Raw genomic sequence first — 17,428 nt, forward strand, 5'->3', positions numbered from 1 at the left:
ATGCAGCGGCAAATGAGTCTTCGCATCGTGCGATGCGAGTGTCACGCCGCAAACGAAAGGCGTGACGGCGACGCAACGACCTCACCGACGTCATCGGCGTTGCCTGACCCTGAGCTCACAGCGTCTTGCTGTCGAACTGGCCTTTTTCCTTCATCATTTCGAGGAAGGTCCTGGCCTCGGCATTTCCGTGGCTTGCCGATGTGGAAAACCACTTGGCAGATTCCGGATAGTTCGGCTTGCCGCCGATCCCGGTGTAATAAAGCTTGCCAAGGTTGAGTTCTGCTTCGACATTTCCCGCCTTGGCTGCCTCCAGCAACCAGAATTCGGCGGATTTTTCATCCTTGGCTATCCCTCTGCCGCGGGCATAGGCAACAGCCAGGTACAGTTCAGACGAAACGTCCCCCTGCTTTGCGGCCTTGAGCCACCACGAAACGGCATCAGCGTCGCTCTGAGTCAGTCCGGCGCCCGTCCAATATGCAAGGCCGAGGTTCGCCTGCGCATAGGCGTCTCCCTGGCTCGCCGCCTTCAGCCACCAGGACGATGCTTCGGCATCACTTTTGGCAATGCCCTTGCCCGTAGCATAGGCAAAGGCCAGCGCAGACTGCGCCCGGACATTGTCCTGTTCCGCCGCCTTGACCAACCAGGCGAACGACAGGGCGTCGTCCTTGCCGATGCCTTTTCCCAATTCATACGCATTTGCTAATGAGTATTGCGCTTCCGGCACACCGGCGATCGCGGCTTTCATCCACCATTCGAAGGCCAGGCGGTCATCCTGACCGACGCCGTGACCAAGCGAATACAGCGTGCCCAACAAAGACTGGGCATTCGGCTCACCCATGTCGACCGCCTTTCGCACCCACATCACGGCGAGCTGATCGTCCTTCTCGACGCCTTCACCGAGATAATAGGATCGACCGATGCAGTAGGCAGCTTCGGTACTGCCGCCATCGGCTGCCTTGCGCCACCAGGAGAGAGCTTGCTCATAGCTTTGCGGAACACCTTGGCCCTGCGCGTACAGGGTGCCAATGGCATAGTAACCATTCGCGTTGCTCTTGTCGGCCGACTGTGTGGCAAATTTTAACGCCAGTTGGTCGTTTCTTTCGACACCTCGGCCATGGGAATAGGCCTGGGCGAGCAAGGATGCCGCATCTGAATTTCCTTGCTCGGCTGCTTTGCCCCACCAGTAGGTCGCCTGCCTGTCATTTTGGGCAATACCCTGGCCACGCCAGTACAATAATCCCAGATTGTACTGTGCGTCAGCATTTCCCATGTCGGCCAGCACGGAGATCTGATGGAATTGCTCGCGATAATCCTTTGCCAGGACAGCCGCTTGAATCTTCTTAATGGCTGACCACTGCACATAGTAATTTCGGCCAGGACCGAGCAGCACAAAAGCCGCCAGCAACACCAGAACGACGGTAAGGACCCCTCGGCGACGCGACTTGGGCGGGCTGTAGACAGGTGTATCCACTTTGGGCGCCCAGTCGTTGTTGCTCACCGGCCCCAATCCATTTGCAGCCACCAGTAATCCATAGCGCAAGCCAGGCTGTTCTGGAATATCCAAGCATTTGATGTCGCTACTGCGGTGCGCCGGCGAACAGGATTTCGCCATCGCCGCCAGCCGCCGGCCAATTCCTGATGGTGCGATCGTCGCCGCCCGTGACCAGTGTGCCGTCGGTGGCGAAGGCAACGGCGTAGATCGGGCCGGTGCGGCTGTCGAACATGGCGATCTGGTCTCCAGTGCCGAGATCCCACAGCCGCGCCGTGCCGTCGAGCGAGCCGGAGGCCAGGCGCTTGCCGTCGGCCGACAGCGCCAGCGTATAGACGGTGCCTTCGTGGCCCTCGAAGCGGCGCAATTCCCTAAACGTGTCGAGGTCCCAGAGCTTGATCGTGTAGTCGCCGCTGCCGGTGACGACATGATGGCCGTCGGCGGTGAAGACAGCGCCGTAAGTGCCCTGCTCGTGGCCGTGCCAGCTTCGCAATTGCTTGCCGCTTTCGACGTCCCAGAATTTCAGCGTGCCGTCGATGGAGCCGCTGAGCGCGCGCGTGCCGTCGGGCGAGATTGCGACCGTGCTGATCGGCCAGTCATGTCCGGTCATCACATGCAGCACCGATTTGTTGACGAGATCCCAGACGATGACGTTGCCGGTGTCGTGGCCACTGACGGCGCGCTTGCCGTCCGGGCTGATCGCCAGCTTGCGCACGCCGCCATTCGCGCCCGACGAGAAGACATGCAGCACCGCGCCGTCGGCAAGCTTTCGCAGCACGATCTCGCCATCGTCGCCGGCGGTCAGCGCGGTTGCGCCGTCGGGCATGAACAGCGCCGTGCGCGCCATGTCCTTGTGTTCACCAAGGTTGCGGATCAGCCGCTTGCCGGCGATGTCCCAGAGCTTGATCATATGGTCGGTGCTGGCGCTCATGATGTCGCGGCCATCGGCCGAGACGGCGAGCCAGACGACGGCGTCGCGATGGCCGTCGGGCTCGGTCGGCAGCGCCGGCGGAGGCGGCGGCAACGGCGCGACGGTTTGCGGTGGCGGTGTCGCCGGAGCGAGTGCGACTTGTGGCGGCCGAGGGGGAGCAGCCGGAGGCGTAGGCTGCGCCGGTTCCGGCGGTTTGGCAGCCTGCTCAGGCGGGGTTGGCTCGGGAGGCGTGGCGAGCGGCGGCGAACTCGGTGGAACCGCCGGCGTCGCCAGGTCCGGTGGGACGCCGGCGATATCCTGGCCCTTCGGCTCGGCTTTGGGCTCTCTCGGGGCGACGACCTCAGCGCCCGGGCCGGCGTCACGCGCCCAAGGGAAGTGGTCGGCCAGCAGCGCCAACACGGCGAGCACCGGCAACATGAGGAAGGCGCGCCGCCAGCCCGGGCGACCCTTGGATTCCATCTCGGCGTCGCGGCCAAAAAGCGGCGTTCCAGCAGGCTGGCTTCGCCGACCCGGCAGCAGTCCGGCCCAGAACAACAGGGCGCCAAGCAGGCAAAGCCCGCCGACGGTCAGGAACACCACCGGTCGCAGCGTGGCTGGGCCGTGCAGCATGTGGTCGATCCCGCTCCAGCTGAAATCTCTGTCGCCGAGCAGCAGATACGCCCGCACCAGACAAGCCAAAGCGGCCGCCAGCAGCGGAAGCGCAAACAGCCTTTCGGCCAACCTGTCCATCGGACTCCCCCTCCGGTGCCGCACCTTGCTCATCATGCGGCCGCCGCAGCGAAACAAATAGTGCAAAACTGCGCCCACGAAAGTGGGCGCGATCACGCAGCCAAATTCACTTCAATTCGACCCATACCGGCGCGTGGTCGCTGGCGCCGTCCTCACCTCTGACATCGCGGTCGATGCCGGCAGCGGTGAGGCGGCGCGCCAGTTTCTTCGACAGCAAGATGTGGTCGAGCCGCAGCCCGGCATCGCGCGGCCAGCGGTTGCGGCGATAATCCCAGAATGTGTAGAGCGTTTCCTTCGGATGCTTCTTGCGCAGCGCATCGGTCCAGCCCTGCTCGAGCAGACGCTGGAACGACGCCCGGCTTTCCGGCTGTACCAGCGCGTTGTCGTCATAGGAGCGGGTGGCGTAGATGTCGCGCGGCTCGGGCACGATGTTGTAGTCGCCGACCAGCGCCACCGGCAGGCCGGTGTCGAACAGTTCTGCGGCATGCGCCTCCAGCCTTTCATGCCAGGCCAGCTTGTACTGGAATTTCGGCCCCGGCTGCGGGTTGCCGTTGGGCGCGTAGACACAGGCGATGACGATGCCCGACACCGCCGCCTCGATGTAGCGGCTCTGCTTGTCGCCGGTATCGCCGGGCAGGACGTCACGGGTCAGCACCGGCTCGGATCCTCGCGCCAGTATGGCGACGCCGTTCCAGGTCGGTTCGCCCTTCCACACCGCGCCATAGCCGGCGTCGGCCAGCGCCGTGCGCGGAAACTGCGTGTCGCGCGCCTTCAGCTCCTGCAGGCAGACGACATCTGGCTTGGCTGCCGCCAGCCATGCCAGCAGGTTTTGCAGCCGGCTGTTGACGTTGTTGATATTGAAGGTGGCGATTTTCATTTGGCGATCAGGAAACGATCCGCCCTGTCCACGCCTTCACCGTCCCGGCCAGCGTCTTCAAATGATCGGCGGTCGAAAAACCCGACACGCTCTTGCGCGGCTTGAGGTCGTGGTCGCCATCCTCCAGCCAGATCACCTCGATGGCTTTGGAAAGGCCGTAGGTCGCGACCTCTTCTTTCGTGCCGAACTCGTCGCGGGTGCCCTGGAAGATCAGCGTCGGCGTCTTGAGGTCGGCGAGATGTTTTGTCCTGAGCTGCTCTGGCTTGGCCGGCGGATGAAAGGGATAGCCGAGGCAGACGAGGCCCGAAATCTCGCCCTTGGCGAACATCTCGTCGGCAACCATCGAGGCGACGCGCCCGCCCATCGACTTGCCGCCGATGATGAGCGGCCCGGTGACGCCCATGGCTCTCAGATCGGCGATGGCCTTTATGTATTCCGGGTTGACCGTCTCGGCGCGCGGCGGCGGCTTGCGCTGGCCATAGCGGCGGGCCGCCATATAGTGGAATTCAAAGCGCGCGACCTGGAAGCCGGCGGTGGCGAGCGCCTTGGCGGTGGCGGTCATCGAAGGCGAATCCATCGATGCGCCGGCGCCGTGGGCCAGCACGATGGTGACCGGGGCTGTGTCAAAGCCGTCGAAGAGGAAGCTAGTGGGCATCAGGCTGCGGGACCCCGATATAGTGGTAGGTGGTTTTGGAACCGTGAACTTCCTTACGCCACTGCTCCGGATGCAGGGTAACATGGGTGAAAATGGCTGCAAAAAACCCCACGAGCACGATGAAGAATGGCCGGCCGAAGCAAACGCGCTGCTTGTTCGACATACGGTCCTCGGGGCGCTGGGGAAATGGCCAAGTTCTGCGGTTGTAATATGTGGCCCAATTGATTTTGCTGTCTTCGAAAAAATTCCAGCCATTGCTCCAGTAGAAGAGCAGCTCGCGGGCCTCCCGCACCGCCAAAACGATGAAGCACGCGGTTAATCCCATACTCGAAATCTGAACAAGATTATCCACGGCAGCCTCACCCCGCCGTCCGCGCCAGCTGCAGATCGACGAACTGTATCCCCTTTTGCGCAGTGCGCGCCCATTCGCTGTCAGCATCGTGTTCGAGATAGCGCACCCAGTGGCGGCGGGCTTCGGTCAGATTGCCGGCGTCGAACTCCAGCCGGGCAAGGTTGAACACCGGATCGGCGTAGCTCTTGTCGAGCGCGATTGCCTTGACCAGATGCCGGCGCGCCGAGGCGATCTTGCCTTCGTCGCTCATCAGCCCGGCGAGGTTGAACCAGGCCTCGACGAACGCCGGATCGAGCTTGATCGCTCTTGCATAGTCATGCGCCGCGTCGGCCACGCGACCGGCGCCACGCAAGCAATTGGCGCGGTTGAACGCGGCGATGGCGTCGCTCGGATCGATGCTGAGGCAGCGTTGGTAGAGCGCCGCGGCATCGTCGTGCCGGCCCTCCTCTTCCGCGCTTTCAGCCTCGGCGAACAATTCTTCCAGCGTGTCGTCGCCGGCTGCGCTTGCGCTGCCGAGATCGAACAGCAGCTGGCCGTCGAGTTCGCTCTGGCCATCCTCGAGATAGATCTGATCGGGCCGGCCATGCTGCGAGCCGACATTGAGCGATTTGGCGGTGAGCGAAGCGACCGGACCGGAGCGATGCACGGAGCGCGCGATCGCGCCCCAGGATGCACCGCCGGCAACCAGCCCGGCATATTTGCGGGCAAGGATCAGATCGCGGAACGAGTAGGGTTCACAATCGTGCTCGAAGGCGTCGAACAGGCTGAGCAGGTCGAGGTCGGCACCGGACAGTCTGGACTGGTCGACGAGAGACTGCCTGGACAGCGAAGACGCCTCCGGCGCCTTCATCAGACCAAGCAGGCGCAGGAAGCCATTTTCGCTAAGGAGCGTTCGGCCGGCGGCACGCTCGGCGGCAACACGGCGTTCAATCTCGGCATCGCCGCCCTTCGCCGTGCCGGCCTTGGCGATCAGCGTTCGGCCGAACACAACATGGCTGGTGCGCCTGGTGACGCCGCGCCGCAACTGGCCGTGCTGACGCTCCACCTCACGGGCCGCGAGCCGCAGCGGAAATGCCGCCAGCGCGCCGATGGCGCCGAAGACGGCGCCCGGGATTATACCGGTCGGCGCCGTCACCCCTTGCTCTTGCCGACGGCCTTGAGCAGATTGGCCTTTAACGGGTTTTCCTTGGCCGCACCCGCCTTAGCCTTGGCGGCAGGTTTTTCAGCGTCGTCGGCCTTGCTCTTCGACTTGGCCGGCGGCTTGGCTGATTGCGACAGGCTCGCCTTCAACGCGTCCATGAGGTTGATGACATTGCCACGCTCGGGCGCCGCCGCAATGATCGGCTTATGGCCCTTCAGTTTCTCGCGGATCATCGTCATCAGCGCGATCTCGTAGCGGTCCTCATAGTTCTTCGGATCGAAGGTGGTTTCCTTCTGCTTGATCAGCGCTTCGGCCAATTGCAGCATTTCGGGATCCGGCTTGCCAGCCGGGATGTTGCCGAAATATTCAGCCGTGCCGCGCACTTCGTTCGGGTTCCTCAACGTACACACGAACATGCCGTTCTCGCGCGCGCCGATCGTCACCACGCGCTCGCGGCTGGACAGGACAAGGCGGGCAATGGCCAGCTTGCCGGATTTGCGCATTGCCTCGCGCAGCACGGCGAAGGTTTCCTCCGCCATGGCGCCATCCGGCGCCATGTAGTACGGCGCATCCTGATAAATGACGTCGACCTCGTCTTCGTCGACGAAGGCCTCGATGTTCATCGTGTGATTGGATTCGATGCGCACTGCTTCGAGGTCGGCCTCATCGATGATGATGTACTGCTTGTCCTCGTATTCGTAACCCTTGACCAGGTCCGCGCGCTCGACGAGGCCGAGTTCAGGGTCGACCGGCTTCATGTTGATGCGGTTGTGGGTCTTCTTGTGCAATTGGTTGAACGATATGCGCTCGCTGGTCGTCGTTGCCGGATAGAGCCGGACCGGACAGCTGACGAGGCTGAGCTTGAGGTAACCTTTCCAACTTGCCCTGGGCGCCATGATACTCTCCTACGCGGCCATGCACTGACATTTCAGACTGAGCATGATCTTAACCGAAAACCGGTTCCCACTTTTCGGGATCATGCTTACTGCAGCGCTTCGTCCAAAGGACGAATGGTGCTGCGGAAATCCTACACCGACCGGGCACGATACAGGCAAATCCCTAGCGAAATCTTCCAGTCGCCCTGAAGGTCCAAGGCCGAGAATAATTCAAATTGTCCGAAGCGTCGATGGACTTGGGTTCCTCGCCCCCATGAAATGGGGAGAAAAACCTTATTTGAAGGCCGGCAAATCCCTCGCGAAATCCTCCATGTCCGCCCAGGGGTCGCCCGAGGTCGCCAACAACCCCGGCAGCGAGGAATAGTTCAGATCCTGCGGCGCATCGATCGTCTCAAGGTCGCTCCAGTTCACCGGCGTCGACGCCGGCAGGTTGGTGCGGGCGCGCAGCGAATAAGGCGCCGCGGAGGTGTGGCCGCGCGCGTTGCGGTGGTAGTCGATGAAGATGCGGCGCTTCCGGTTTTCCTTGCCCATTGTGGTGGTGAAAGTGTCGGGCGCCGTGGCCGCCAGATGCGTGGAGATGGCGCTGGTCGCCTGGTGCAGCTTCTTCCAGTTCTGCTTTTGCGTCACCGGCACGGTTATGTGGATGCCGCCGCCGCCGGATGTCTTGGCGAACGGCACCAGGCCGAGCCGTTCCAATTCGCCCTTGATGTGGACGGCGGCCTCGACCACCTCGCGCCAGGCGATGCCCTCACCCGGATCGAGATCGAAAACGATCTGGTCGGGCTTGTCGAGGCTCAAGCGATGCGTGCCCCAGGTGTGGAACTCGACGACGCCGAACTGCGCGAGTGCCAGATAGCCTTTTGCTCCCTCGACCGACAGATAGGATTTGGTTTCACCTTCGAAGTTGGTGGCGTCAAAAGTGACCACCGACGGCGGCATGCCGGTGAAGGCGTGGCGCTGGAAGAAACAGTCCTTCGGCAGGCCCGTCGGGCAGCGCACCAGCGACACCGGGCGGCCCATAATGTGCGGCAGCATGAAATCGCCGACCAGCGCGTAATAGACGGCGATGTCGAGTTTGGTCGGTCCGGTCTTGCCGAACAGCCGCCGCTCCGGATTGGTCACCCAGATGGTTGCGAGATCGGCTTCGGCGATCAGCCGCTTGCGCTTCGGCGACACCGGCGTCGACAGGCCGACATCCCTGAGGCCGCGAAACACACCGTGGCGCAGCGAATTGTCGGCCGTGCGGTTGGCGTAGTGGATGCGGGCCGACAGCATCGGCCGCACCCATTTCATCTCGCGCATGATCTCGCGCGGCACACCCTCGGGTGCTGTCGCGCCGTCGCGCAGCGGCTGCAGCCGGGCCAGCAAGTCGCCCGCCGTCGCGGCATCGAAGCCGGTGCCAACCTTGCCGCGATAGTGCAGTTCACCATCCGCGAATTCAGCCATGCCGATTGCCGCCAGTCCTTCGGCCGCGTCGGAAACGGTGTAGCCGGCGATGATGAAATCGCCGGTCTCAAGCGCTTTGACCTTGGTCCAGCTCTTCGTGCGGCCGCTCTGGTAGATGGCGTTGGCGCGCTTGGAGACGACGCCTTCCAGCCCAAGGATCGAGGCCTGATCGTAAAGCCCCTGTCCGTCGCCTTCGACATGGTCGCTCAGTTGGATGGCGGAGTTAGCGCCCTGCCCGGCTAGCAGTTCGGCGAGCAGGGCCTTGCGCTTTGCGAGCGGCGCCTTGCGGAGGTCCCAGCCGTCGAGATGCAGCAGGTCGAAGGCATAGAAATGGAGCTTGCTGCCCGCACCCGCCGACAGCGCATCCTGCAGCAGCGCGAAACGCGAGATGCCCTTCTCGTCCAGCACCATGATCTCGCCGTCGATGATCGCCTGGCTGAGGGGCAGCCGGGCGAATGCCTGCGGCAGGTCGCCGTAACGCCTCGTCCAGTCGATGCCGCCGCGGGTGATCAGCCTGACCTCGCCATCGGCGATATGCGCCATGGTACGGTAGCCGTCGAATTTTATTTCGTGCAACCAGAGTTCACCTGTGTCTTCCACTGGCCCACCCGGTGGCTTCGGCACCTGCGTGGCGAGCTGCGGCTCGATGCGCGACGGCGGATCGCCCCTGACAGCGCCGGGCAGCGCGCCGGGTTTCAGCGCGCCGGGTTTGGGCGGCAGGCGGGCCGGCTTCTTCGGCGGCGCCACCAGCTCCTCGATCCGCTTGCCGGACTTCACGCTTTCCGGCCGCGCTTCCAGGATGTCGAGGCCGGCATCGGCGGCGAGATCGCGCTCCTTGAACAGCAGCCAGTTTTTCTTCTCGCTGTCTTCGCCGGGCTTGGGCTTCAGACGGGTCAGCATCCAGCCGCCATTCAACTTGGCGCCGGCCAGCCGGAACTTGAAGGCGCCGGTGCGCAGGCTCTTGTCGACATCGTCCATCGGTGCCCAGGTGCCGGTGTCCCAGACGATCATCGGCCCGCCGCCATATTCGCCTTCGGGAATGACGCCCTCGAAGTCGATATATTCGAGCGGATGGTCCTCGGTCTCGACTGCGAGCCGCTTGTCGGCCGGGTTGAGCGAGGGCCCGCGCGGCACCGCCCAGCTTTTCAGCACGCCGCCGACCTGCAGGCGCAAATCGTAATGGTCGGCGGTGGCGTGATGCTTGTGGACGACGAAGCGGTTGCCGTCGCCTGAAATGACCCCGCCCGCCGGTTCCGGCGTCTTCGTAAATTCGCGCTTGGCGCGATAGGCCTTGAGTGTTGGCGGGGTTGGCATGGGTCAGGCGGGAGCGGCGGCGGCGGACGAACCTTCCCTGCGCAGCGTTCCTGCACAGTGCTGTCCCGCCAACATTTCAAATTTCCCAGCGCGGTGCGAAGGAACGGCGTTCACACTCAATCGTCGGTGGCCGGCGTCAGGTCTAGCTCGGCCGGGGACAGCCCTTGCTGGAGCTGGCTCAGCCGGAACTCGTCGACCCAGTAGGCCTCGCCGTCGACCAGCACGCGGGCCGAGTAGACGCCGCCGGAAAAGCTTTGCGCGGTGACGTAGACCTTGTGGCGGTCGAGCGCCTTGCGCACCGCGGCGCGCTTGGAATTCTGGCTGGTGACGGAACTGGCCATGGCTCACTCATACACACGACCGCAAGACATGGCGGCGGCATAAGGATGCTGGAGATCGGCTGCTCTGTCAATTTTGACCGCCTGCTTCTGGCAGCGCTACGATCCGGCGGCAGCAAAAAACCGCTGCGCCTCGGCAGTGGGCTTTGCAATGACGACGACAATATTCGGTTAGTGGTCCGAAGGAATTATGAGCGCGGTGACGCGCGAGAGCTGCTGACGCCGGTTCCGCGTCGGCTTCTCGTAGATCTTCTTCATTGGTATCCCCATGGCCCCCAATGGCCGCCAGCAAAGGCGCTTGCGGCTGGGTTTTGTCAAGGGAAGCGCTGTTCTTCCGCCGAACAGCTATGGAAACTGGAGGAGCGGCCGCTATAGTTTTCCTCAGCCCCAAGGAGAACGGCAATGACCCTCAGCACCCGCAAACTCGGCAGCCAGGGGCTGCAGGTCTCGGTGATCGGCCTCGGCTGCATGGGCATGAGCCAGTCCTACGGCCCTGCCGACGAGGCGGAATCGATCGCCACCCTGCACCGAGCCATCGAACTCGGCTGTACCTTCCTCGACACGGCGGAAGTCTACGGCGCCTATGCCAATGAAGAACTGCTCGGGCGGGCGCTGAAGGGCCGGCGCGATGAGGTAACCCTTGCCACCAAATTCGGCTTCCGCATCGAAAACGGCAGACAGGTCGGCACGGAGCGTGACAGCCGGCCCGACCATATCCGCGAGGCGCTGGAGGGCTCGCTGAAGCGGCTCGGCACCGACCATATCGACCTTTACTACCAGCATCGCGTCGATCCGGCGGTGCCGATGGAAGACGTCGCCGGCACGGTCGGCCGGCTGGTTGCCGATGGCAAGGTGCGCTTCTTCGGCCTGTCGGAAGCGGGCGCGGCGAATATCGGCCGTGCGCATGCCGTGCACCCTGTCTCGGCGCTGCAGAGCGAGTATTCGCTTTGGGAGCGCAATCTGGAGCCGGAGATCATCCCGCTGCTCAAAAAGCTCGGCATCGGCCTGGTGCCGTTCGCGCCGCTCGGCCGCGGTTTCCTCGCCGGCGACGTCAAGCGCGCCGAGGATTATCCGGAAGGCGATTTCCGCCGCGGCGACCCCCGCTACCAGGGCGCCAACTACGACGCTAATGTCGCGGCTGCGGCTGCGGTGCAGGAGGTGGCCGCGGCCAAAGGGGCAAAGCCCGCACAGATCGCGCTGGCCTGGGTGCTCGGCAAGGGCGACGGTTTCGGCATTGACATCGTGCCGATCCCGGGGACAAAGCGGCGCAAGTATCTCGAAGAAAATGTTGCTGCGGCCGCGATCCAGCTCGACCCGGCCGAGACTGCTGCGCTCGACGCAGCCCTTGCGCCCGGCAAGGTCTCAGGGCCGCGCTACAATGAGCGGGTGATGACGACGATCGATCGGTAGAGGCGTCTAAGCTGCCAATCTCCCCCCTCGTGGGGGAGATGCCTGGCAAGGCAGAGGGGGGCGCGAAGGATCGCCCGCATCAAGTATTCTGCGTAGAGGTTAGCTCAAAGATGTAAGTGAAATTGGCCAATGTCGGCAGGACAGCGCCCCCCTCTGTCCTGCCGGACATCTCCCCCACAAGGGGGGAGATTAGCAGTTTCAGCCCCTCGCCTCACCTTGCGTAATCGATTTTCCTTGGCTAGCATCCTCCGGTCGGCGCCGTGCGGAGGAGAACGTTGCGGCGGACCGGCTGGAGCGCCTCGCGTCCCCTCGGGGCGTTCACAGGACACTCCATTTTTGAATTGACGCAAGGACCGTCCCGAGCCGCTCCCGGTTTCGGGCTCCTGCGTTCATGTGGAGGATATCTGATGAACAGACGCGAATTCCTGTTGTCGACCGTGGCGACCGGCGCCATGGCGCTGGCCGCGCCCATGGCCTTTGCCGCCGACAAATTGACCATATTGGGCTCGGTGCCCAATCTCGGCTTTCCGTTCTTTGTGCACATGCTGAACGAGATCAAGGCGGAGGCGCAGGCGCAAGGCGTCAATCTGACCGAGAGCGACGGCCAGAACTCGGCGCCGAAGCAGACCGCCGACATCGAGGCCGCACTTGTGCAGAAGGTCAACGCCATCGTGATTTCGCCGCTTGACGTCAACGCGCTGGCGCCGGCGATCGAGGAAGCGGTCAAGGCCGGCGTTCCGGTGGTGACGATCGACCGCCGCGTCGACGGCGTCGAGGGCATTCTCGCCCATGTCGGCGCTGACAATGTCAAGGGTGGCGAAGCCGAGGCGCAGGCCATGGTGGCGGCGTTCCCGAACGGCGCCAAGCTGTTCCATTTGCAGGGCCAGCCGGGTGCCGGGCCCGCGATCGACCGCAACAAAGGCGTCCACAATGTGCTCGATCCGCTCAAGGACAAGTACCAGATCATCTTCGAGCAGACCGCCAACTTCGCCCGCGCCGAAGCGCTGTCGGTGACCGAGGCCGGGCTTGCCGCCAACGGCAAGCCGGACGCCATCATCTGCGCCAATGACGACATGGCGCTCGGCGCGCTCGAAGCCTGTGCCGCGCGCAACTTCACCGACGTCAAGATCTACGGCTTCGACGCGCTGCCGGAAGCGCTGGTCGCCGTGCGCGACGGCAAGCTCGCCGGCACGGTCGAGCAGTTCCCCGGCGAACAGTCGCGCAAGGCGGTGCAGATAGCGGTCGCCTTCGCCAGGGACAAGACCCAGCCGAAGGAGAAGCTGGTGCTGTTGACGCCGATCGTCATCGGCAAGGACAATCTCGACAAGGCGGAGAGGTTGAACGAGACGAAGTGAGAGTAGGGCCCATGACGGGTGGAGGTCGCGCTCTGTCGCGCCCCCCTCTGTCCTGCCGGACACCGCCCCCACTTGGGGGGAGATTGGCCGTCACGTCTGCTTTCGCCAATCGCCAACGTTATAGAAATAGTGCTGCCGGCAAAACTGCTGATCTCCCCCCGTGTGGGGGAGATGTCCGGCAGGACAGAGGGGGGCGCTGTCCCGCTGCCTATCGCAATCCGGGAGCAATGCTTGTCCGCCGTTGAACCCACCGCATCATCGCCACCGCTCCTTTCCGTCGAAGGCGTGACCAAGCATTTTTCCGGCGTCACCGCGCTCATCGACGTTTCGCTCGAGGTGCGGCCCAGTGAGATCCTTGGCCTGCTCGGCGAGAACGGCGCCGGCAAGTCGACGCTGTTGAAAATCCTGTCCGGCGTGATGCCGCCGTCAAGCGGCCGCATCGTCTTCGACGGCGCCGACTACGCGCCGTCCAGTCCGCAGGATGCGAAGCGGCATGGCATCGTCACCATCTATCAGGAACTGAGCCTGATCCCGACGCTGACGGTTGCGGAAAACATTTTCATCGGCCGCGCGCCGCTCGGGCCGCTCGGGCTGGTCAGCTGGCGCAGGATGGAGGACGCCTCGCGCGCGATCATCGCCCGCGTCGGTCTCGACATCGATCCGGCGACGCCGGTGTCCTCGCTGTCGGTAGCCGAACAGCAGCTGGTCGAAATCGCCCGCGCTCTGTCGCTGGAAAGCCGCCTGATCATCATGGACGAGCCGACCTCGGCGCTGACCGAGACCGAGGTGCAGAAACTGATGTCGATCATGGACAGGCTGCGCAAGGACGGTGTCGCCATCATGTTCGTCACCCACCGGCTGGAGGAAGCGTCCGCCATTTGCGACCGCATGACCGTGCTGCGGGATGGCAGGCTGGCCGGTCATCTCGACCGTGACGGCCAGCCGATCCAGATCCCGAAGATCATCGAGAAGATGGTCGGCCGCGCCGCCTCCGAGCTCTACGCGCGGCCGACGCAGCGCGATGTCGCCGGCGAGGTCAGGCTCTCGGTGCGCGGGCTGCGGACGGTACGCGACCCGTTGGCGCCGCATGCCATCGTACTCGAAGGCGTCAACCTCGATCTGAAGGCCGGCGAAATCCTCGGCGTTGCCGGCCTCGTCGGTTCCGGCCGCACCGAGCTTGCCCGCGCCATTTTCGGCGCCGACCGCATCGCCGCCGGCACGATTGCGCTCGACGGTAAGCCGATCGCCCCGGCCTCCCCCGCAGACGCCATCAAACTCGGCATCGGGCTGGTGCCGGAAGACCGCAAGCACCAGGCGATCTTTGCAGCACTGGGCATTCTCAACAATTTCTCGATCGCCTCGCTCGGCCGCTACAGCAATGGGGCCGGCTTCATGGCCGAACGGCGCGAGCGCGAGGCGCTGGCCGGCTATCGCAAGGCACTGTCGATCCGCATGGCCTCGCCCGAGCAGGCGATCGAGGGCCTGTCCGGCGGCAATCAGCAAAAGGTGATCCTGGCCCGCTGGCTGGCGCGCGACCCGAAAGTACTGATCGTCGACGAGCCGACGCGCGGCGTCGATGTCGGCGCCAAGGCCGAAGTGCACCAGATCCTGGTCCAGTTGGCTGCGCGCGGCATCGCCATCATGATGATCTCGTCGGAACTGCCGGAGGTGCTGGCAGTGTCGGATCGCATCGTTACGATGCGGCGCGGCCGTATCACTGGCGAAATGCCGGGCATCGAAGCGACCGAGGAAAAACTGATGGAACTGATGGCGCTCGACCGCAAGCAGGACGCAACGCAATGACCAGCACCACCGAACAGACCCAGCGCAGCGGCATCAACATCGCGCGGCTTCTGATGAGTTTTGGGCCGCTGATGTTCCTGGCGGTGTTGATCGTCATCTTCACCGTGCTGAAGCCGAGCTTCATCGATCCAATCAACCTGTTCAACATTTTGAGGCAGATCTCGATCACCGGGCTGATCGCGCTCGGCATGACCTTCGTCATCCTCACTGCCGGCATCGACCTGTCGGTCGGCTCACTGCTCGCCTTCTGCGGCATGGTGGCCGCGGTGGTGGCCAAGGGCGGCACCGCCAACACGCTGTCGCTGTCGACCACGGGCACGCAAGGCTATGGCTGGTTCGCCGCCTTGCTTGCCGCCGTCACTGTCGGGGCGCTGGCCGGCGGCGTCCAGGGCTTTGCCATCACCCGGCTGAAAGTGCCGCCCTTCGTCGTCACGCTGGGTGGGCTCACCGTGTTTCGCGGCCTGACGCTGACCATCTCCAATGGCGGACCGATCTCCGGTTTCGACGCCTCGATGCGCTGGTTCGGCACCGGGCTCATCGGACCGGTGCCGGTGCCGGCGATCATCTTCGCGGCGGCGGCCATCCTGTGCCACATCGTGCTGCGCTATACGCGCTATGGCCGCGCCGTCTATGCCGTCGGCGGCAATGCCGAGGCCGCACGCCTGTCGGGCCTGCGCGTCGACCGCATTCTGATCTCGGTCTATGTCATCGTCGGCTTCTTCGCCGGGCTGGCGGCCTTCGTTTTGTCAGCACGGCTCAACTCCTCCGAAGCCGTAGCCGGGATCGGTTACGAACTTACGGTGATTTCCGCCGTCGTCATCGGCGGCACCTCGCTATTCGGTGGCATCGGCTCGGTCGGCGGCACGGTGGTGGGCGCTGCACTGATCGGCGTGCTGCAGAACGGGCTGCAGTTCAACAATGTCTCGTCCTACACGCAAAGCATCGTCATTGGCCTGATCCTGATCCTGGCCGTGGCCTTCGATCGTTGGCTGAAGTCGCGGGTGAGGCGGTAAGGATTTCGGCACACCGAGATAATGTCGTCCATGACATTCACTTGACATTATATAAGGTGAAAGCTATCTTTAATGACATGGATTGTGGAATTCGATGATGACTTCAGAACGGAATTCTCCAAGCTGAAGGACGACGTAAAGGTCGAAATCCGTGCTTTGGCAAATGTTCTGAAGCAGCTGGGTCCGTCTTATGGCAGGCCGAGGGTCGATACGCTGAACGACTCAAGGCACGCGAACATGAAGGAATTGCGGTTCGATGCTGCTGATGGCGTGTGGAGAGTGGCGTTCGCGTTCGATCCTGAGAGAAAGGCCATTTTCCTTGTTGCGGGAGATAAATCGGGCGTCAACGAGAAGCGCTTCTACAAGAAGCTGATCGAGATCGCCGATAAGAGGTTCGACGTCCATTTAAAGCGCGTGAAAGAGGGGCAGAAAACTGCCAAGGAAGGGCACAAGAAGGAGAAGAAGTGATGGCCATTTCCGCCGATGACGTATTTGCCGAAACGATGTCTCCCGAACTGATCAAGGCGTCCGACCTCCGTACCAGGGAGCTGCTTGAGGAGTTTGAAACCCTTCAGCAGCTTCGCAAGGCTCGGGCACTCACACAGGAGCATGTCGGCCGCAAGTTGGGCAAGAAACAGGTCTCCGTTGCCCAGCTCGAAAAGCGGTCGGATTTTCTTCTGTCGACCTTGCGCGGCTACGTTAAGGCTCTCGGGGGCGAACTCGACCTTGTCGTCAGATTCAAGGACCATGCTCCGGTGGTGTTGGCAGGATTGGGTGATGTACGTCTCGCAGAAACGTCGCGCAGCCCAGATCGCACCAAGACGACGAAGAAGCAGATCGCGCGTCGTGCAGCTTGATTGCCGGCGCGAGCTTGGCATGATGGCACAGCCATGACCGAGATCAGAACCATGACCGCAAAGGACGTGCCGTCGGTGTCGCGGCTGCTGGGAGACTCCTGGCGGCGCACCTATTCGCCGATCCTGGGACCCGAGACCACGGCACGCCTCTCGGACGACAAGCATGCGCCCGAGCGGCTGGCAGCCGAACTTCTGGACGACAACAAGATGTCGTTCGTGGCCGAACGGCCGGACGGTTCGATCGCCGGCTACGCGATGGCGGCGATGGACGATCGTGGCGATGTCCTGCTCGACCGGCTGCACATCGACAAGTCAGAGTTCGGCAGCGGGCTCGCCACCGACCTGCTGCACGCGGTGCTTGTCGCGCATGCCGGCATCCCCAGCATTGCGCTGGAAGTGATCGAGGGCAACGACCGGGCGATCGCCTTCTATCGCAAGCACGGTTTCGAGGTGGTCGAACACCGCCCGGCCGCGCACGGCGTCGCCGGCCATGCCTCGCTGATCATGCGCCGGCTGCTGTCGAGGGCGTGAAGTGAATGGGAAACCGCAGTAGTCAGGGCCCTACTGCCCTAACCCCTGCGCCGCCACCGCCTGTGGACCGTCCTCGTCGTCCGGCATATCGAGGAGTTCGATCAGCCGCGCCACCTTCGTTCCCGGCAAGGGGCGGCCCTCGTTGACCAGCGCCTCGTCGGCACCGAGCCAGGCGAACGCCTCGCGCAGTTCTTGAAGGGTGGCGCCGGTCAGCGCGATGTCGGCTATGACCGCCTCGTCTACCGGCCCCAACACCGAAATGATGTCGTCGCGTGTCATGGTCACCTCCAT

Annotated in this window: 17 protein-coding genes; 7 read left to right on the forward strand and 10 right to left on the reverse strand. The window is 63.5% G+C overall.

The annotated features are described in order from the left end of the window. Window positions 1-115 precede the first annotated feature (115 nt). The 9 genes from NLY43_RS05665 to NLY43_RS05705 all read right to left on the reverse strand — a co-directional run bounded on the left by NLY43_RS05665 (window position 116) and on the right by NLY43_RS05705 (window position 10,171). Window positions 116-1,612 (reverse strand): SEL1-like repeat protein, encoded by a 1,497-nt coding sequence (locus NLY43_RS05665; protein ID WP_084561194.1) that lies wholly within the window; start codon window positions 1,610-1,612, stop codon window positions 116-118. Next, the gene (locus tag NLY43_RS05670; RefSeq protein WP_023712539.1) at window positions 1,578-3,149 is read right to left on the reverse strand and encodes a WD40 repeat domain-containing protein; all 1,572 of its coding nucleotides are present in this window, start codon (window positions 3,147-3,149) and stop codon (window positions 1,578-1,580) included. Before NLY43_RS05670 ends, NLY43_RS05665 begins: the two co-directional genes overlap by 35 nt. A 106-nt stretch (window positions 3,150-3,255) precedes the next feature. After that, a complete protein-coding gene (locus NLY43_RS05675) occupies window positions 3,256-4,026 on the reverse strand; it encodes an exodeoxyribonuclease III (protein WP_023712538.1) in 771 nt (256 codons plus the stop codon). Between the two features lie 7 nt (window positions 4,027-4,033). After that, the gene (locus tag NLY43_RS05680) at window positions 4,034-4,681 is read right to left on the reverse strand and encodes an alpha/beta hydrolase family protein (RefSeq protein WP_023712537.1); all 648 of its coding nucleotides are present in this window, start codon (window positions 4,679-4,681) and stop codon (window positions 4,034-4,036) included. Continuing rightward, window positions 4,671-5,033 carry a hypothetical protein gene (locus tag NLY43_RS05685; RefSeq protein WP_031215833.1) on the reverse strand — a complete coding sequence of 121 codons (363 nt, stop codon included), beginning with the start codon at window positions 5,031-5,033 and terminating at the stop codon, window positions 4,671-4,673. The genes NLY43_RS05680 and NLY43_RS05685 overlap by 11 nt, the downstream gene beginning before the upstream one ends. A 7-nt stretch (window positions 5,034-5,040) precedes the next feature. After that, complete coding sequence (locus NLY43_RS05690; protein ID WP_023712535.1) at window positions 5,041-6,168, reverse strand: tetratricopeptide repeat protein; 1,128 nt, start codon at window positions 6,166-6,168, stop codon at window positions 5,041-5,043. Beyond that, window positions 6,165-7,070: a non-homologous end joining protein Ku gene (gene ku / locus NLY43_RS05695; protein WP_023712534.1), complete on the reverse strand. Its 906-nt coding sequence runs from the start codon at window positions 7,068-7,070 to the stop codon at window positions 6,165-6,167. The genes NLY43_RS05690 and ku overlap by 4 nt, the downstream gene beginning before the upstream one ends. Before the next feature lie 273 nt (window positions 7,071-7,343). Then, window positions 7,344-9,830 (reverse strand): DNA ligase D, encoded by a 2,487-nt coding sequence (gene ligD / locus NLY43_RS05700; RefSeq protein WP_023712533.1) that lies wholly within the window; start codon window positions 9,828-9,830, stop codon window positions 7,344-7,346. A 116-nt stretch (window positions 9,831-9,946) separates the two neighbouring features. Further along, complete coding sequence (locus tag NLY43_RS05705) at window positions 9,947-10,171, reverse strand: hypothetical protein (protein WP_023699154.1); 225 nt, start codon at window positions 10,169-10,171, stop codon at window positions 9,947-9,949. Between the two features lie 399 nt (window positions 10,172-10,570). Here NLY43_RS05705 and NLY43_RS05710 point away from each other — a divergent pair, with 399 nt between their 5' ends. The 7 genes from NLY43_RS05710 (at window position 10,571) to NLY43_RS05740 (ending at window position 17,137) form a co-directional block, all read left to right on the forward strand. After that, window positions 10,571-11,578, forward strand: a complete 1,008-nt coding sequence (locus NLY43_RS05710) for an aldo/keto reductase (RefSeq protein ID WP_023693784.1) — start codon at window positions 10,571-10,573, stop codon at window positions 11,576-11,578. 407 nt (window positions 11,579-11,985) lie between these two features. Beyond that, on the forward strand, window positions 11,986-12,933 hold the full coding sequence (locus NLY43_RS05715) for a substrate-binding domain-containing protein (RefSeq protein WP_023693785.1): 948 nt from the start codon (window positions 11,986-11,988) through the stop codon (window positions 12,931-12,933). A 171-nt stretch (window positions 12,934-13,104) separates the two neighbouring features. Beyond that, window positions 13,105-14,736, forward strand: coding sequence for a sugar ABC transporter ATP-binding protein (locus NLY43_RS05720; RefSeq protein WP_460221708.1), 1,632 nt, complete (start codon window positions 13,105-13,107; stop codon window positions 14,734-14,736). Further along, complete coding sequence (locus NLY43_RS05725) at window positions 14,733-15,749, forward strand: ABC transporter permease (RefSeq protein WP_023693787.1); 1,017 nt, start codon at window positions 14,733-14,735, stop codon at window positions 15,747-15,749. The genes NLY43_RS05720 and NLY43_RS05725 overlap by 4 nt, the downstream gene beginning before the upstream one ends. A gap of 84 nt (window positions 15,750-15,833) precedes the next feature. Continuing rightward, on the forward strand, window positions 15,834-16,217 hold the full coding sequence (locus NLY43_RS05730; protein WP_460221707.1) for a type II toxin-antitoxin system RelE/ParE family toxin: 384 nt from the start codon (window positions 15,834-15,836) through the stop codon (window positions 16,215-16,217). Next, complete coding sequence (locus NLY43_RS05735; RefSeq protein ID WP_023693789.1) at window positions 16,217-16,606, forward strand: helix-turn-helix domain-containing protein; 390 nt, start codon at window positions 16,217-16,219, stop codon at window positions 16,604-16,606. Before NLY43_RS05730 ends, NLY43_RS05735 begins: the two co-directional genes overlap by 1 nt. Before the next feature lie 33 nt (window positions 16,607-16,639). Beyond that, window positions 16,640-17,137 carry a GNAT family N-acetyltransferase gene (locus tag NLY43_RS05740; RefSeq protein ID WP_023693790.1) on the forward strand — a complete coding sequence of 166 codons (498 nt, stop codon included), beginning with the start codon at window positions 16,640-16,642 and terminating at the stop codon, window positions 17,135-17,137. A gap of 30 nt (window positions 17,138-17,167) precedes the next feature. Here NLY43_RS05740 and NLY43_RS05745 read toward each other — a convergent pair whose 3' ends face one another. Then, window positions 17,168-17,416 (reverse strand): hypothetical protein, encoded by a 249-nt coding sequence (locus NLY43_RS05745; RefSeq protein ID WP_031201948.1) that lies wholly within the window; start codon window positions 17,414-17,416, stop codon window positions 17,168-17,170. Window positions 17,417-17,428 lie beyond the last annotated feature (12 nt).

Source organism: Mesorhizobium sp. C416B, assembly GCF_030323165.1.
In the GTDB taxonomy this organism is placed as follows: domain Bacteria; phylum Pseudomonadota; class Alphaproteobacteria; order Rhizobiales; family Rhizobiaceae; genus Mesorhizobium.

Excerpts from the sequence above, each read along its gene's own strand:
- NLY43_RS05665 (WP_084561194.1), bottom strand. The coding sequence starts at position 1,612 with ATGGCGAAATCCTGTTCGCCGGCGCACCGCAGTAGCGACATCAAATGC.
- NLY43_RS05670 (WP_023712539.1), bottom strand. The coding sequence starts at position 3,149 with ATGGACAGGTTGGCCGAAAGGCTGTTTGCGCTTCCGCTGCTGGCGGCC.
- NLY43_RS05675 (WP_023712538.1), bottom strand. The coding sequence starts at position 4,026 with ATGAAAATCGCCACCTTCAATATCAACAACGTCAACAGCCGGCTGCAA.
- NLY43_RS05680 (WP_023712537.1), bottom strand. The coding sequence starts at position 4,681 with ATGCCCACTAGCTTCCTCTTCGACGGCTTTGACACAGCCCCGGTCACC.
- ku (WP_023712534.1), bottom strand. The coding sequence starts at position 7,070 with ATGGCGCCCAGGGCAAGTTGGAAAGGTTACCTCAAGCTCAGCCTCGTC.
- ligD (WP_023712533.1), bottom strand. The coding sequence starts at position 9,830 with ATGCCAACCCCGCCAACACTCAAGGCCTATCGCGCCAAGCGCGAATTT.
- NLY43_RS05705 (WP_023699154.1), bottom strand. The coding sequence starts at position 10,171 with ATGGCCAGTTCCGTCACCAGCCAGAATTCCAAGCGCGCCGCGGTGCGC.
- NLY43_RS05710 (WP_023693784.1), top strand. The coding sequence starts at position 10,571 with ATGACCCTCAGCACCCGCAAACTCGGCAGCCAGGGGCTGCAGGTCTCG.
- NLY43_RS05715 (WP_023693785.1), top strand. The coding sequence starts at position 11,986 with ATGAACAGACGCGAATTCCTGTTGTCGACCGTGGCGACCGGCGCCATG.
- NLY43_RS05720 (WP_460221708.1), top strand. The coding sequence starts at position 13,105 with ATGTCCGGCAGGACAGAGGGGGGCGCTGTCCCGCTGCCTATCGCAATC.
- NLY43_RS05725 (WP_023693787.1), top strand. The coding sequence starts at position 14,733 with ATGACCAGCACCACCGAACAGACCCAGCGCAGCGGCATCAACATCGCG.
- NLY43_RS05735 (WP_023693789.1), top strand. The coding sequence starts at position 16,217 with ATGGCCATTTCCGCCGATGACGTATTTGCCGAAACGATGTCTCCCGAA.
- NLY43_RS05740 (WP_023693790.1), top strand. The coding sequence starts at position 16,640 with ATGACCGAGATCAGAACCATGACCGCAAAGGACGTGCCGTCGGTGTCG.
- NLY43_RS05745 (WP_031201948.1), bottom strand. The coding sequence starts at position 17,416 with ATGACACGCGACGACATCATTTCGGTGTTGGGGCCGGTAGACGAGGCG.